This is a genomic window from Kribbella speibonae (assembly GCF_004331375.1).
Lineage (GTDB): Bacteria > Actinomycetota > Actinomycetes > Propionibacteriales > Kribbellaceae > Kribbella > Kribbella sindirgiensis.
The window spans coordinates 1,490,489-1,503,507 of record NZ_SJKC01000001.1; the positions used below are offsets into that span (position 1 = coordinate 1,490,489).

19 protein-coding genes are annotated in these 13,019 nt (G+C 67.2%); 18 read left to right on the top strand and 1 reads right to left on the bottom strand.

Going from position 1 to position 13,019, the window contains the following annotated elements; all coding sequences use genetic code 11:
* From rplO to E0H92_RS07495, 6 genes are all read left to right on the top strand, one after another.
* Nucleotides 1-441: a 50S ribosomal protein L15 gene (gene rplO / locus E0H92_RS07470; RefSeq protein ID WP_131286340.1), complete on the top strand. Its 441-nt coding sequence runs from the start codon at nucleotides 1-3 to the stop codon at nucleotides 439-441.
* Between the two features lie 135 nt (nucleotides 442-576).
* A complete protein-coding gene (gene secY, locus E0H92_RS07475) occupies nucleotides 577-1,878 on the top strand; it encodes a preprotein translocase subunit SecY (RefSeq protein WP_131465694.1) in 1,302 nt (433 codons plus the stop codon).
* Complete coding sequence (locus E0H92_RS07480; protein WP_202873534.1) at nucleotides 1,878-2,450, top strand: adenylate kinase; 573 nt, start codon at nucleotides 1,878-1,880, stop codon at nucleotides 2,448-2,450. The genes secY and E0H92_RS07480 overlap by 1 nt, the downstream gene beginning before the upstream one ends.
* A gap of 10 nt (nucleotides 2,451-2,460) precedes the next feature.
* A complete protein-coding gene (gene map, locus E0H92_RS07485; protein ID WP_420323240.1) occupies nucleotides 2,461-3,282 on the top strand; it encodes a type I methionyl aminopeptidase in 822 nt (273 codons plus the stop codon).
* 64 nt (nucleotides 3,283-3,346) lie between these two features.
* Nucleotides 3,347-3,793: a DUF1707 SHOCT-like domain-containing protein gene (locus tag E0H92_RS07490; RefSeq protein WP_131465696.1), complete on the top strand. Its 447-nt coding sequence runs from the start codon at nucleotides 3,347-3,349 to the stop codon at nucleotides 3,791-3,793.
* Nucleotides 3,790-4,599 (top strand): hypothetical protein, encoded by an 810-nt coding sequence (locus tag E0H92_RS07495; protein ID WP_131495771.1) that lies wholly within the window; start codon nucleotides 3,790-3,792, stop codon nucleotides 4,597-4,599. The genes E0H92_RS07490 and E0H92_RS07495 overlap by 4 nt, the downstream gene beginning before the upstream one ends.
* On the opposite strand, the gene E0H92_RS07500 is transcribed toward E0H92_RS07495, so the two are convergent.
* Nucleotides 4,586-5,437: an NAD(P)-dependent oxidoreductase gene (locus E0H92_RS07500; RefSeq protein ID WP_131495772.1), complete on the bottom strand. Its 852-nt coding sequence runs from the start codon at nucleotides 5,435-5,437 to the stop codon at nucleotides 4,586-4,588. The two genes, E0H92_RS07495 and E0H92_RS07500, sit on opposite strands and share 14 nt — an antisense overlap.
* 76 nt (nucleotides 5,438-5,513) lie before the next feature.
* Between E0H92_RS07500 and E0H92_RS07505 the strand changes: the two genes are divergently transcribed.
* From E0H92_RS07505 to E0H92_RS07560, 12 genes are all read left to right on the top strand, one after another.
* Nucleotides 5,514-5,843: a winged helix-turn-helix transcriptional regulator gene (locus tag E0H92_RS07505; protein WP_131465702.1), complete on the top strand. Its 330-nt coding sequence runs from the start codon at nucleotides 5,514-5,516 to the stop codon at nucleotides 5,841-5,843.
* 96 nt (nucleotides 5,844-5,939) lie between these two features.
* Nucleotides 5,940-6,161, top strand: coding sequence for a translation initiation factor IF-1 (gene infA, locus E0H92_RS07510; RefSeq protein WP_012923661.1), 222 nt, complete (start codon nucleotides 5,940-5,942; stop codon nucleotides 6,159-6,161).
* Between the two features lie 33 nt (nucleotides 6,162-6,194).
* A complete protein-coding gene (gene rpmJ / locus E0H92_RS07515) occupies nucleotides 6,195-6,308 on the top strand; it encodes a 50S ribosomal protein L36 (protein WP_008361054.1) in 114 nt (37 codons plus the stop codon).
* Nucleotides 6,309-6,491: 183 nt separating this feature from the next.
* Nucleotides 6,492-6,863 carry a 30S ribosomal protein S13 gene (rpsM, locus tag E0H92_RS07520; RefSeq protein WP_131286333.1) on the top strand — a complete coding sequence of 124 codons (372 nt, stop codon included), beginning with the start codon at nucleotides 6,492-6,494 and terminating at the stop codon, nucleotides 6,861-6,863.
* A 35-nt stretch (nucleotides 6,864-6,898) separates the two neighbouring features.
* Nucleotides 6,899-7,306 (top strand): 30S ribosomal protein S11, encoded by a 408-nt coding sequence (gene rpsK / locus E0H92_RS07525; RefSeq protein ID WP_131286332.1) that lies wholly within the window; start codon nucleotides 6,899-6,901, stop codon nucleotides 7,304-7,306.
* Between the two features lie 26 nt (nucleotides 7,307-7,332).
* On the top strand, nucleotides 7,333-7,941 hold the full coding sequence (gene rpsD / locus E0H92_RS07530; RefSeq protein ID WP_131465704.1) for a 30S ribosomal protein S4: 609 nt from the start codon (nucleotides 7,333-7,335) through the stop codon (nucleotides 7,939-7,941).
* A 100-nt stretch (nucleotides 7,942-8,041) separates the two neighbouring features.
* On the top strand, nucleotides 8,042-9,067 hold the full coding sequence (locus E0H92_RS07535; protein ID WP_131495773.1) for a DNA-directed RNA polymerase subunit alpha: 1,026 nt from the start codon (nucleotides 8,042-8,044) through the stop codon (nucleotides 9,065-9,067).
* A 67-nt stretch (nucleotides 9,068-9,134) separates the two neighbouring features.
* Nucleotides 9,135-9,815: a 50S ribosomal protein L17, sunset domain variant gene (gene rplQ, locus E0H92_RS45860; RefSeq protein ID WP_131495774.1), complete on the top strand. Its 681-nt coding sequence runs from the start codon at nucleotides 9,135-9,137 to the stop codon at nucleotides 9,813-9,815.
* 60 nt (nucleotides 9,816-9,875) lie between these two features.
* Complete coding sequence (gene truA / locus E0H92_RS07545) at nucleotides 9,876-10,688, top strand: tRNA pseudouridine(38-40) synthase TruA (protein ID WP_131495775.1); 813 nt, start codon at nucleotides 9,876-9,878, stop codon at nucleotides 10,686-10,688.
* On the top strand, nucleotides 10,681-11,280 hold the full coding sequence (locus E0H92_RS07550; protein WP_131465710.1) for a class I SAM-dependent methyltransferase: 600 nt from the start codon (nucleotides 10,681-10,683) through the stop codon (nucleotides 11,278-11,280). The genes truA and E0H92_RS07550 overlap by 8 nt, the downstream gene beginning before the upstream one ends.
* 39 nt (nucleotides 11,281-11,319) lie before the next feature.
* Nucleotides 11,320-11,607 (top strand): hypothetical protein, encoded by a 288-nt coding sequence (locus E0H92_RS07555; protein ID WP_131495776.1) that lies wholly within the window; start codon nucleotides 11,320-11,322, stop codon nucleotides 11,605-11,607.
* On the top strand, nucleotides 11,604-12,965 hold the full coding sequence (locus E0H92_RS07560) for a zeta toxin family protein (RefSeq protein WP_131495777.1): 1,362 nt from the start codon (nucleotides 11,604-11,606) through the stop codon (nucleotides 12,963-12,965). The genes E0H92_RS07555 and E0H92_RS07560 overlap by 4 nt, the downstream gene beginning before the upstream one ends.
* Nucleotides 12,966-13,019 lie beyond the last annotated feature (54 nt).

A 13,019-nucleotide genomic window follows, 5' to 3' on the forward strand; every position in this document is an offset into this window, starting at 1 on the left:
ATGGCGCTCAAGGTTCATCACCTGCGTCCGGCGCCCGGTGCCAAGACCGCCAAGACCCGCGTGGGTCGTGGTGAGGGCAGCAAGGGCAAGACCGCCGGCCGCGGTACCAAGGGCAGCAAGGCGCGTAACAACATCCCCGAGTGGTTCGAGGGTGGCCAGATGCCGCTGCACATGCGGCTCCCGAAGCTGAAGGGCTTCAAGAGCAGGAACCGAGTGGAGTTCCAGGTCGTTAACCTGGACAAGCTCGGACAACTGTTCCCCGAAGGTGGCGAGGTCGGCATTGCCGACCTGGTGGCCAAGGGCGCGGTCCGTAGCGGTCAGCCGGTCAAGGTACTGGGTGACGGCGAACTGACCGTGGCACTGCAGGTCTCGGCCAACAAGTTCTCCAAGTCCGCCACGGACAAGATCCAGGCGGCTGGGGGGACCACGTCCGAGGTGTGACACGAGGTCCAGGGCTCGTAACGCCCGGTGCTTGATATCCTGCGCCGGTCGGACGGGCCCTGGCTCGTCTCTTGCCCAGCGGCTTAGCTAGGCCCCTGCCGTGCCCGCGGCAAGGGAAACTTGTGGGAGGACAGGGTGTTAGGCGCCTTTGCCAACGCGTTCAAGACTCCGGACCTGCGCCGGAAGATCTTGTTCGTGCTCTTCATCGTCGTGATCTTCCGGATCGGCTCCGTCGTTCCGGCTCCCGGTGTGAACGTCCAGTCGCTGCACACGTGTATCAAGATCTCGCAGGGCGGCCAGAACGCCAACCTGTACAACTTGATCAACCTGTTCTCCGGCGGCGCACTGCTGCAGCTCGCGATCTTCGCGCTCGGCATCATGCCGTACATCACCGCCAGCATCATTCTGCAGCTGCTCACCGTGGTGATCCCGCGGCTGGAGTCGCTGAAGAAGGAAGGCCAGGCGGGCCAGGGGAAGATCACGCAGTACACCCGGTTCCTGACCGTCGGTCTGGCGATCCTGCAGTCCACCGCGTTCGTCGCGCTGGCGCGGACGCCGGGACGGCTCTTCCAGGGCTGCAGCGAGCCGCTGCTGTACAAGGACGACTGGTTCACCATCACGGTGATGGTGCTGACCATGACCGCCGGTACCGGCGTGATCATGTGGCTCGGCGAGCTGATCACCGACCGTGGTGTCGGTAACGGTATGTCGATCCTGATCTTCACCCAGATCGTCGCCACCTTCCCGACCCAGCTGTGGAGCATCCGCAAGCAGAAGGGCATCACCACCTTCGTCGTGGTGATCGCGATCGGTCTGGTCATCATGGCCGCGGTCATCTTCATCGAGCAGGCCCAGCGCCGGATCCCGGTGCAGTACGCCAAGCGCATGGTCGGACGGAAGATGTTCGGCGGCACCTCGACGTACATTCCGCTGAAGGTCAACCAGGCCGGCGTCATCCCGGTCATCTTCGCCTCCAGCCTGCTGTATCTCCCCGTTCTGATCAGTCAGTTCCAGCAGGGCAAGGGCTGGTCCAACTGGATTCAGGGCAACTTGGTCAAGGGCGACCACCCGATCTACATGGCGACGTACGTCGCTCTGATCATCTTCTTCACGTACTTCTACGTCTCGATCACCTTCAACCCGAAGGAGGTCGCCGACAACATGAAGAAGTACGGCGGCTTCATCCCGGGGATCCGGGCGGGCCGGCCGACCGAGGAATACCTGAAGTACGTGTTGGACCGCATCACGCTGCCCGGCGCGATCTATCTCGCGGTGATCTCGATGATCCCGCTGGTCGCTCTCGTCCTGCTGAACGCGAGCCAGAACTTCCCGTTCGGCGGTACGTCGATCCTGATCATGGTCGGCGTCGGACTCGACACGGTGAAGCAGATCGAGAGTCAGCTGCAGCAGCGAAACTACGAAGGGTTCCTGCGCTGATGAGAATGTTGCTGATGGGTCCGCCCGGGGCGGGCAAGGGCACGCAGGCAAAGGTGCTTGCGGAACGCCTGAAGATCCCGGCCGTGTCCACCGGCGACATCTTCCGTGCGAACGTGAAGGACGAGACGCCGCTGGGCATCGAGGCCAAGCGGTACATGGACGCCGGCGACTACGTGCCGGACGAGGTCACGAACTCGATGGTGCGCGACCGGCTGTCGGAGGCCGACGCGGGCGAGGGCTTCCTGCTCGACGGGTACCCGCGGACGCTGGCCCAGGTGGGCACGCTGGACGAGATCCTGGCCGACCACGGTCACAAGCTGGACGCCGTGGTCGCGCTGGTCGCCGATATCGAGGTACTCGTCGAGCGGATGACGAAGCGGGCCCACATCGAGGGCCGGACGGACGACTCCGAAGAGGTCGTCCGGCACCGGCAGGACGTCTACACGGCCGAGACCAAGCCGCTGCTGCAGGTGTACGCCGAGCGCGGTCTGCTGGTCGAGGTCGACGGCGTCGGCGAGATCGAAGAGGTCAGTGAGCGCGTCCTCGTCGCGCTGAAGACCGTCACGGAGTAGGCCGGACGTGATGTTCAGGGACCGCGGTATCGAGATCAAGACCCGCGAGCAGATCCTGTCCATGCGGAAGGCCGGCCTGGTGGTCGGCCGGACGCTGGAGCTGCTCCGCGGTGCGGTCCGGGCCGGAATCACCACCGGCGAGCTGGACGCGATCGCGGAGGACAACATCCGGTCCTCCGGCGCGACGCCGTCGTTCAAGGGGTACCACGGGTTCACCGGTTCGATCTGCGCGTCGGTGAACGACGAGATCGTGCACGGCATCCCCGGTGACCGGGTGCTGGCCGACGGCGACCTGATCTCGATCGACTGCGGTGCGATCGTGGACGGGTGGCACGGCGACGCCGCGATCACCGTGCCGGTCGGCGAGGTGGACGCGGAGCTGCTGGACCTCGCCCGGATCTGCGCGGAGTCGATGTGGCACGGGTTCGCCGCGGCGCGGCTCGGCGGGCGGCTGTCGGACATCTCGGCCGCGGTCGAGGCGCATGTCCGCGCGAACTCGTCGTACGGGATCGTCGAGGACTTTGTCGGGCACGGGATCGGTTCGGCGATGCACCAGCCGCCGAACGTACCGAACTTCGGCCGCCCGGGCCGCGGCCCGAAGCTGGTCGAGGGGATGGCGCTGGCCGTCGAGCCGATGCTCACGCTCGGCAAGCAGGACAACCACACGCTCGAGGACGACTGGACGGTCGTCACCGACGACGGCCGGTACGCCGCCCACACCGAGCACACCTTCACGCTGACCCCGGCCGGCCCGTGGGTCCTGACCGCCCTCGACGGCGGCGAATCCCACCTCGCCGACCTCGGCGTCAAGTTCGGCGCCCTGGCCGACTGACGGACCCTGTGGGTCCACCCGTTGGGGGACGCGGAGGGGACCGGGGCTGAGGCACACTTGTGACATGCCTCAGTACCAGCCGCACCAGCGTTTCACCGAAGCCGACCGGGACAAGATCGCCGGGCGGTTGCGGGACGCGTTCGCGGACGGGCGGCTGGACCAGCCCGAGTTCTCGTCCCGGCTCGACCAGCTCTACACCGTGCAGACGTACGGCGAGCTCGAGCCGCTGGTGCGGGACCTGCCGGCGGTCCGGACGTACGAGACGCCCAAGGCGGTGCAGGACAGCAAGCCGGCGCCCGAGCCGGGGAACTTCCCGGAGCGCAAGAAGGACAACCACCCGCACGGCCGCGGCGGAGCGATCGGCGGCTTCACCGGCGTCGTGATGATCAACGTGGTGATCTGGTTCGTGATCGGTCTCGGCAACGGCGGGCACTGGCCGCACTTCTGGCCGGTCTGGCTGCTGATCCCGTGGGCGATCATCGCCCTCGGCGGCCTGGGCAGACGCCGTTGACGGCGGCCCCGGTCAGCCACCGCGTCACCGGACCGCGGTTGCGGTCCGACTTGGCCTGGCAGCTGCACCAAGGGGCCGCGATCGTCTACGTGATCTGGTTCGCCGTCGCCGTACCGCTGGTGATAGCCGGGCTGCTGCTGGAACCGCGCTGGGTGGGCTGGATGGTGCTGGCCTGGTTCCTGGTACTGATCGGGTTCACGGTGCTGCTGCGGGTCCGTGACAGCCGGCGGCGCCGGGCCTGGGCCGAGGCCGCCGGGCAGCTCGGCTGGCGGATCAGCGCATCCGGGACGGACCTGCTGGATCGTTGGCCGTTCCCACCGTTCGACGTGGACCCGAAGGCCGAGGTCGTCGACGTGACGTCCGGGCGGCATCGCGGCCGGGAGTTCTGGACCGGACGGTTCCGGCACAAGGTCCGGCGCCGTGAACTCGGCTTCGACTTCCTTGATCTGCACGTGGAGCGGCCCCTACCGCCGTTGCAGGTGCTGCCGACCGCGTTGGCGCCGGTCGCGGCGGCCGGCTACCTGCCGCTGCCGTTGCAGATCGACGGATTGCCGGCGCGGTACGGCTTGTTCAACGGGCGCGAGGACCACGCGATGGCGGTCCTGCATCCGCGGGCGGTCGAGGCGCTGGCCGACGTACCGGCGTTCGGTTTCAGCTGTGAGGGCAGGAGATTCGTCGCGATTCTTCCGGCGTACCGCGACACGACCACCGCCCTCGCCCAGTTGGATGCGGCCTGCGACCTGCTCGACCTGATGCCCGAGCAGGTCTGGCGTGCGGGTGAGCAGTGGGCGGCTACTCAGTCCTGAGCAGCCTCACGAGCGCCGCCAGGTCCTCGTCACCGTGGCCTGCCGTGACGGCCCGGTTGAGCAACTCGCCCATCGGAGTCAGCAGCAGCGGATCGACGCCTTGAGCTGCTGCTGTGCTGACCAGGTTGTCGTAAGCAGCTGCCTGCATCGCGAGATTCGAACCGGCCGTGCCGGCAGGACCGTTGTCGAGATCGCTGGCGATGCGGGGGAGGCTGGTGAGCATAGCGGTCAACCACGGCACCAGGAACTGGTTCGTGAACGGCTCTGTCGGCCCGCCCGTGCTGTCGATCAGCGCGAGCGCGTGCTGCGCGCCGCCGAACATTCCGTACATCCCGCTGAGCAGGGCGATGTCGTAGAGCGCGGCGAGTCCCGGGTCGGCGCCGACGTACTCCGGACGTGCGAGCACCGACAGGTCCGCGCGGTGCTTCTCGAACGCTTCCGGTACGCCGCTGTAGAAGATGAACGCCGCGGGTCCGCCGATCATCGCGGGCACTGCCATGATCCCGCCGTCGACGTACTGCGCTCCCGCGGCCGTAACTCGTTCCGCGGTCGCGCGGGCCTGGTCGGGGGTGCTGTTGGTGAGGTTGACGACTGTCTTGCCGCTCAGGTCGATTCCGTCCAGTGTGCTGCGGACGGTGTCGTCGACGAGCAGGCAGACGATGACGAGCGGACTGGCAGCGATCGCCTCGGCCGCGGTGGCGGCGCGTTCGGTCTCGAGTTCTGGGGAGCGGCCGGGTGTGCGGTTCCAGACGGTGGTCGGATGGCCGGCGGCCAGGTAGGCGCGGGCGAGAGCGGTCCCCATCGCCCCGAGCCCCAGGACGGTGACAGGTGTCTTCATGCCGTCAACCCTGCGGTCGGCGCTTTAGAATGGACAAGTACCCACTAAATAGTCAGGTACTGACGGAAAGGTAAGTATGCGCGCCTACACCTGTGGCCTGGACGCCGCCGCCGACGTGATCGGCGGGAAGTGGAAGCCGCGGATCCTGTGGGCGTTGCACCACGGGCCGATGCGGTTCGGGGAGTTGCGGCGGGAGATCTCCGGGGTCACCGAGAAGATGCTGATCCAGCAACTGCGGGAGCTGGAGTCGCGGGACATCGTGCACCGGGAGGTGTTCCACCAGGTGCCGCCGAAGGTGGAGTACTCACTCACCGAACTCGGACGGTCACTCAACGAAGCGCTGATACCCTTGGACACCTGGGGATCGGATCATCTGACCGAGCTCGAGGCCTCGCGCGGGCGCTGACCGGGTCTCGATTGGGTTTCGCCTGGGTGTGTGGCGTAGACTCTTTCCTTGGCTGTTTGCAGCCATAGCCAGTCACGTCTACAGAAGTGCGAGGACATGCCCAAAAAAGAGGGAGTCATCGAACTCGAGGGCACCATCGTCGAGGCCCTGCCGAACGCGATGTTCCGTGTTGAGCTGTCCAACGGGCACAAGGTGCTCGCGCACATCAGCGGCAAGATGAGGCAGCACTACATCCGGATCCTCCCCGAGGACCGGGTCGTCGTGGAGCTGTCGCCGTACGACCTCACCCGGGGTCGGATCGTCTATCGGTACAAGTAAGACCCACCAACACCTGTCGAAGAAAGTAGCTCGATGAAGGTCAATCCGAGCGTCAAGAAGATCTGCGACAAGTGCAAGGTGATCCGCCGTCACGGCCGGGTCATGGTGATCTGCGAGAACCCGCGGCACAAGCAGCGGCAGGGCTGACAAAGCCTTCACGCAGGAACACGGCACTTTCGCACCACAGCGCGCATGCTCGTCCGGGATCCGTCCCGGACGTTGCCCCCGGAACAGAGGCCGGGGCCTTGCCGGTGAAGCACAACGAATCACCGAGGCGGGCAAGGACGCAGCGCGCCACCACACCTCTGCTGACGAAAGGAACACCGCCACATGGCACGCCTCGTAGGAGTCGACCTGCCGCGCGACAAGCGCATCGAGGTCGCTCTGACCTACATCTTCGGTGTGGGCCGTACTCGGGCCCTGGAAACGCTGAAGAACACCGGGGTCTCCCCGGACAAGCGCGTCCACGAGCTGGGCGACGAAGAGCTGGTCAAGCTCCGGGACTGGATCGAAGGCAACTACAAGATCGAAGGTGACCTCCGTCGCGAGGTGACCGCGGACATCCGCCGCAAGATCGAGATCGGGTCGTACCAGGGTCGCCGGCACCGCAGCGGACTGCCGGTGCGCGGTCAGCGCACCCGCACCAACGCCCGCAGCCGTAAGGGTCGTCGTAAGGCGATCGCCGGCAAGAAGAAGAAGTGACCCGGATGACCGTCGACCCCAGGAGCAACTGACCTATGCCTCCCAAGAGCCGCACCGCGGCCGGCGCGAAGAAGGTGCGCCGCAAGGAGAAGAAGAACGTGGCCGCCGGCCACGCGCACATCAAGAGCACGTTCAACAACACGATCGTGACGATCACCGACCCGACCGGCGCGGTCATCTCGTGGGCTTCCGCGGGCACCGTCGGCTTCAAGGGTTCGCGCAAGTCGACCCCGTTCGCCGCGCAGATGGCCGCCGAGGCCGCCGGGCGCCGGGCGATGGAGCACGGCATGCGCAAGATCGACGTGTTCGTCAAGGGTCCCGGCTCCGGCCGTGAGACCGCGATCCGTTCACTGGGTGCGGTCGGCCTCGAGGTCGGCACCATCCAGGACGTCACCCCAGTCGCCCACAACGGATGCCGCCCGCCGAAGCGGCGCCGGGTCTGACCCCAGAGAGAGGAAGGTAGCGAACCATGGCCCGTTACACCGGACCTATGACCAAGAAGTCGCGCCGTCTCGGGGTCGACCTCGTCGGTGGCGACAAGGCGTTCGAGCGTCGTCCGTACCCGCCGGGTATGCACGGCCGCGGCCGCCCGAAGGAGAGCGAGTACCTGCTCCAGCTGCGCGAGAAGCAGAAGGCGCGTTACTCGTACGGCGTCCTCGAGAAGCAGTTCCGCCGGTACTACGAGGAGGCCTCGCGGCGCTCCGGCAAGACCGGTGACAACCTGCTGCAGATCCTGGAGTCCCGGCTGGACAACGTGGTGTACCGCTCCGGTCTCGCCCGTACCCGCCGCCAGGCCCGCCAGCTCGTCGTGCACGGTCACTTCACCGTGAACGGCGTCAAGGTGAACATCCCGTCGTACCGCGTCTCCGCCCACGACATCATCGATGTCAAGGCGAAGTCGGTCGAGACGACGCCGTTCATCATCGCCCGGGAGACGCACGCCGAGCGTGTGGTCCCGGCGTGGCTCGAGGTGATGCCGGAGCGTCTGCGGATCCTCGTCCACCAGCTGCCGACCCGGCAGCAGATCGACACCCAGGTCGCCGAGCACCTGATCGTCGAGCTCTACTCGAAGAACTGACCCGGTTCCGGCCGGCGGCCTGCGGGCCGCCGGCCGGATCGGTGCGTTCTTCCTTCGCGACCTCAAATAGTGGTCGTCGCGGAACAGAAAGAAGACAGAAGTGCTGATCGCACAGCGCCCCACCCTGACCGAAGAGGTCGTCGACGAGTACCGCTCGCGGTTCGTGATCGAGCCGCTGGAGCCGGGCTTCGGTTACACCCTCGGGAACTCGATCCGCCGGACCCTGCTGTCCTCCATCCCGGGGGCGGCCGTCACCAGCATCAAGATCGACGGTGTCCTGCACGAGTTCTCGACCGTTGCCGGTGTCAAGGAAGACGCGACCCAGCTGATCCTGAACCTGAAGGAGCTGGTCGTCTCCTCCGAGCACGACGAGCCGGTCACCATGTACCTGCGCAAGCAGGGCCCCGGTGACGTCACCGCCGCCGACATCGCGCCTCCGGCCGGTGTCGAGGTGCACAACCCGGACCTGAAGATCGCCACCCTGAACGAGAAGGGCCGGCTCGAGATGGAGCTGGTCGTCGAGCGGGGCCGCGGCTACGTGTCCGCCGTACAGAACAAGTCCGCCGACGCCGAGATCGGCCGGATGCCGGTCGACTCGATCTACTCGCCGGTCCTCAAGGTCACCTACAAGGTCGAGGCGACCCGCGTCGAGCAGCGCACCGACTTCGACCGGCTCGTGGTCGACGTCGAGACCAAGCCGTCGATGCTGCCCCGCGACGCCGTCGCGTCGGCCGGTAAGACCCTGGTCGAGCTGTTCGGTCTGGCTCGCGAGCTGAACGTCGAGGCCGAGGGCATCGACATCGGCCCGTCGCCGGTCGACGAGCAGATGGCCGCCGACCTGGCGCTGCCGGTCGAGGACCTGCAGCTGACCGTCCGGTCGTACAACTGCCTGAAGCGCGAGGGCATCCACACCGTGGGTGAGCTGATCTCGCGCAGCGAGCAGGACCTGCTGGACATCCGGAACTTCGGCTCCAAGTCGATCGACGAGGTCAAGCTGAAGCTGGCCGAGATGGGCCTGTCGCTGAAGGACTCCCCGCCCGGGTTCGACCTGCGCGCCGCGTCCGGTGCCTACGGCAACGAGGCGGACGACGAGGACGAGAGCTTCGCCGAGACCGAGCAGTACTGAGCTGACCGAAGGCCCGTCGGGGCCTCTTCATGAGGCCCCCCGGGCCTGAGATTCCTGGAGTAATGAGATGCCTACCCCCACCAAGGGTGCCCGGCTGGGCGGCAGCCCGGCGCACGAGAAGCTGATCCTCAGCAACCTCGCGACGTCGCTGTTCGAGCACGGCGCCATCACCACCACCGCGGCCAAGGCCAAGCGCCTGCAGCCGCTGGCGGAGCAGATGATCACCAAGGCGAAGCGTGGTGACCTCAACTCGCGCCGCCAGGTGATGAAGCGGATCAAGGACAAGAGCGTCGTGCACGTGCTCTTCACCGAGATCGGCGAGCGGTACGCCGACCGTCCGGGTGGCTACACCCGGATCACCAAGCTCGGCCCGCGCAAGGGCGACAACGCCCCGATGGTGAAGATCGAGCTGGTCGAGGCGCTGTCGGACTCGCCGAAGGCGAAGAAGACCGCCAAGAAGGCGCCGGCGAAGAAGGCTGCCGCGGCCGAGACCAAGGTCGAGGACAAGGTCGAGGACGCGCCGGTTCAGGACGTCGTGGCCGGTAAGTTCGACAAGTCCGCGGCCCCGCTCGAGGACGGCTCCGCGCCCGAGGGCTTCACCGTCAAGGGCAACGAGAACTCGATGAAGTACCACACGACCGAGTCGCCGTGGTACGACCAGACCGTCGCCGAGGTCTGGTTCAAGACCGCGGAAGACGCCGAGGCGGCCGGTTTCGCCAAGGCCGGCGAGTCGGACGACGACAAGTAAGCACTCCTTCAGCGCCCCCTCACCGCACGGTGGGGGGGCGCTGTTGCGTTAGATTGCCGTGTGCGTTGGCGGATTGATCTTCGGTACGACGGAGCGGCCTTTCACGGGTGGGCCCGTCAGGAGGGTCTCCGTACCGTGCAGGGGGAGCTCGAAGAGGCGGTTCGTGTCGTACTGCGGCTGCCGGAGCCGGTGATCGTGACCTGTGCCGGCCGGACCGACACGGGTGTTCATGCTCGGGGACAGGTCACCCACGTCGATGTCGAAGGCGCTGTGGACCCGCTGAGGCTCTTGAGGGGGCTAAACGGCGTCCTGCCCGCGGATGTAGCTGTCACGGCCGTTACGGCGGCTCCTGAGGGCTTTGACGCCCGGTTCTCCGCCCTGGCCCGCCGGTATGTGTACCGGCTGTGCGACGACCCGGCCGGCTGGGACCCGCTCACCCGGGGACAGGTGCTCCGGGTGGGGCGCCCGATGGATGTGGATCGTATGAACGCTGCCGCGACCGGTCTGCTCGGAGAGCACGACTTCGCGGCGTTCTGCAAGAAGCGGGAAGGCGCCAGCACGGTGCGGGCCCTACTGGAGTTCTCGTGGCGGCGGACCGGCGTGGGGCAGCTGGAGGGCACTGTGATCGCAGATGCCTTCTGTCACTCGATGGTGCGAGCACTGGTCGGTTCGATGATCCCTGTGGGTGACGGGCGTCGGGACGTCGAGTGGCCGGCCGCCGTACTGGCTGGGAAGGTGCGGGACCCGGCTGTGTCCGTTCTGCCGGCACACGGGCTGACACTGGAAGAGGTGCGCTACCCCGCGGACGGCGAGCTGGCCGCGCGGGCGTTGCAGGCCCGACAGGTGCGAGGAGAGGTACATCAGCGTGGGTGACCACTTCTTTTCGGCGGAGCCGCAGTCGGCGGACGTACGACGTACCGTCGAAGCCCAGATCTGGGGACGGTCGTACGTGTTCACGACGGCTACCGGGGTGTTCTCCCGAGACCGGCTGGACATCGGTACGTCGGTTCTCCTGCGCTCGGTGGAACCGCCGAGCGCCGCGGGGACGTTCCTCGACCTCGGGACCGGCTACGGGCCGATCGCATGCGCGCTGGCGACAGAGGTGCCGGAGGCGACGGTGTGGGCGGTCGACGTGAACAACCGCGCGCTCGAGCTGACGGTGGAAAACGCCAAGGCCGCGGGGGTCTCGGACCGCGTACGGGCGGTGCTGCCGGACGACGTACCCGAGGACGTGCGGTTCGACGAGATCTGGTCGAACCCCGCGATCCACATCGGCAAACCCGAACTCCACAAAATGTTGCTGCGCTGGCTTGGACGCCTTGCACCGGGTGGGACCGCACGGTTCGTTGTCGGAAAGAACCTGGGCGGTGACTCGTTGCAGCGGTGGATGACCGAGCAGGGGTATCCGTGCGAACGGACCGGGAGCGCCAAGGGTTTCCGGGTACTGCGAGCGCGCCGGGATTAATTTGCCTCCGGCATCCATATCCGGGATATCGTTACCTGGATGACGGAAACGGGGAGCAGCGAGCCGAATCCGCGCTGGTCGTTCGACGAGGAGCGTGCTTTCGAGTCCGCGCGTAATCGCATCGGCGCGGTGATCGCGGCGTACAGCGCCCGGATCGGCGCCGCGGACGACGCCGGTGACCATGCTGAGGCCGATCGGCTGGCGGACGTGTCGGCCGGGTACGAGGAGCTGCGGCGCGGGCTGTCTCCCGACGACGGGGCCGAGATCGCGCGGATCAACGCGGAGTTCCCCGAACTGCTCGCCAGGGTCCGCGCCGGCCGGCAATGAGCCAGCTGCCGAAGGAGAAGCTGGCCGACTTCTACCGCCGGCGGATCCAGCCCGGCATCGTCAAGCACGGCCGCGGGCGCCCGCCGTGGCGGCAGCCCACCGTGCTGTTCATCCTCGGACAGCCCGGCGCGGGCAAGACGACCATGCAGGCGGCGGCGATGGACCGCCTCGGCATGAAGAAGGCGTACGTCCTCGATCACGACGAGTTGCTGGAGAAGCACCCCGACTACGCGGGTGCGGCGCTCGACGACGACTACAACGCGACCGTTGGGCATGCCGACGACGCGGCTCAGTGGCGCGGGTGGGCGTTCCACGACGTGAAGGCGCGGCGGATGGACGTCGTCGTGCCGTACCCGATCGGCGACCTCGAGATGATGCGGTCGTTCCAGGAGCAGGGGTACCGGGTCGAGGTCGCGATCGCGGCCGTGCACGAGTCGCAGAGCCAGCTCGGGATCATGGAGCGGTTCAACGACAGTCGGCAGGAGGTCGGGTACGGGCGGTGGATTTCTGCGGAGCAGCACGATCAGCTGTACCAGCAGATGCTGGACACCGCGGATGCGATCGAGGCGCAGGGGGTGGCTGACGGCGTTCATGTGTACCGGCGGGGTGAGGCCGAGCCGGTGTTCACGAACGAGCGGAAGAACGGCGCCTGGCGGCACCAGATCGGCTCGACCCGCTGGGCCATCGAGACCGAACGCAACCGCCCGTGGACCGACCGCGAGGTCAACCATTTCGTCCGCGGCTACAACAAGCTCGCCGCGCTGGCGAGGCGCCCGCTCAAGGACCACTTCAAGGCGATGCCCCTGATGGCAACCCGCGAGGGCCACCGCCTCCTGGCCAAACTCCACCAGACAGCCGCGCCCAAACTAGCCGAACACCAACGCCTCACAGCCCTAAGAGCCCAAGCCCAAACCAACCAGCAACAACAACCCCACCAGACCCCGGCCGACCCGCGCTGGGCAGCCGGAATCCAGGCCGGCCCACCCGCGGCCAGCACCCAGCAACCACCCCCACCACAACAGGAGCCACCCCAGCCCTGGCAGCAACCCCAGCCTGTGCCCCAATCGGCCCCGGGCTGGCAGCAGCCTCAGCACCAGCAACCGCCTGAGCCGCAGCAGCAGGTGCCTCCGGTGCCGCGGGATGCGCCGCATCAGCAGTTTGTGGCTCAGTCGTGGGAGGAGCAGGGGCGGGGGGCTGAGCATGACTGGGAGCGGTTTGCGGTGCGGTTGCAGGCTGAACAGAGCCCTGCGTCTGGTATCTCTGTGCCTGAGGCCGACGCGCACCAGCGGCCGCAGCGGGGAGAGGGTGCGGCTCGGGACGAGCGTGGTGGCGGAGACAACGGTCGGTTGGCTCGGTGACCTCGGGCGGACGGTGCCGTACTGCAACGGACCGCGGTCCATCGGCGTCCTGAG

What these genes read in the sequence shown, in the direction of transcription:
- rplO (WP_131286340.1), top strand. Translation starts at nt 1, where the DNA reads ATGGCGCTCAAGGTTCATCACCTGCGTCCGGCGCCCGGTGCCAAGACC.
- E0H92_RS07480 (WP_202873534.1), top strand. Translation starts at nt 1,878, where the DNA reads ATGAGAATGTTGCTGATGGGTCCGCCCGGGGCGGGCAAGGGCACGCAG.
- map (WP_420323240.1), top strand. Translation starts at nt 2,461, where the DNA reads ATGTTCAGGGACCGCGGTATCGAGATCAAGACCCGCGAGCAGATCCTG.
- E0H92_RS07490 (WP_131465696.1), top strand. Translation starts at nt 3,347, where the DNA reads ATGCCTCAGTACCAGCCGCACCAGCGTTTCACCGAAGCCGACCGGGAC.
- E0H92_RS07500 (WP_131495772.1), bottom strand. Translation starts at nt 5,437, where the DNA reads ATGAAGACACCTGTCACCGTCCTGGGGCTCGGGGCGATGGGGACCGCT.
- E0H92_RS07505 (WP_131465702.1), top strand. Translation starts at nt 5,514, where the DNA reads ATGCGCGCCTACACCTGTGGCCTGGACGCCGCCGCCGACGTGATCGGC.
- infA (WP_012923661.1), top strand. Translation starts at nt 5,940, where the DNA reads ATGCCCAAAAAAGAGGGAGTCATCGAACTCGAGGGCACCATCGTCGAG.
- rpmJ (WP_008361054.1), top strand. Translation starts at nt 6,195, where the DNA reads ATGAAGGTCAATCCGAGCGTCAAGAAGATCTGCGACAAGTGCAAGGTG.
- rpsM (WP_131286333.1), top strand. Translation starts at nt 6,492, where the DNA reads ATGGCACGCCTCGTAGGAGTCGACCTGCCGCGCGACAAGCGCATCGAG.
- rpsK (WP_131286332.1), top strand. Translation starts at nt 6,899, where the DNA reads ATGCCTCCCAAGAGCCGCACCGCGGCCGGCGCGAAGAAGGTGCGCCGC.
- rpsD (WP_131465704.1), top strand. Translation starts at nt 7,333, where the DNA reads ATGGCCCGTTACACCGGACCTATGACCAAGAAGTCGCGCCGTCTCGGG.
- rplQ (WP_131495774.1), top strand. Translation starts at nt 9,135, where the DNA reads ATGCCTACCCCCACCAAGGGTGCCCGGCTGGGCGGCAGCCCGGCGCAC.
- E0H92_RS07555 (WP_131495776.1), top strand. Translation starts at nt 11,320, where the DNA reads ATGACGGAAACGGGGAGCAGCGAGCCGAATCCGCGCTGGTCGTTCGAC.
- E0H92_RS07560 (WP_131495777.1), top strand. Translation starts at nt 11,604, where the DNA reads ATGAGCCAGCTGCCGAAGGAGAAGCTGGCCGACTTCTACCGCCGGCGG.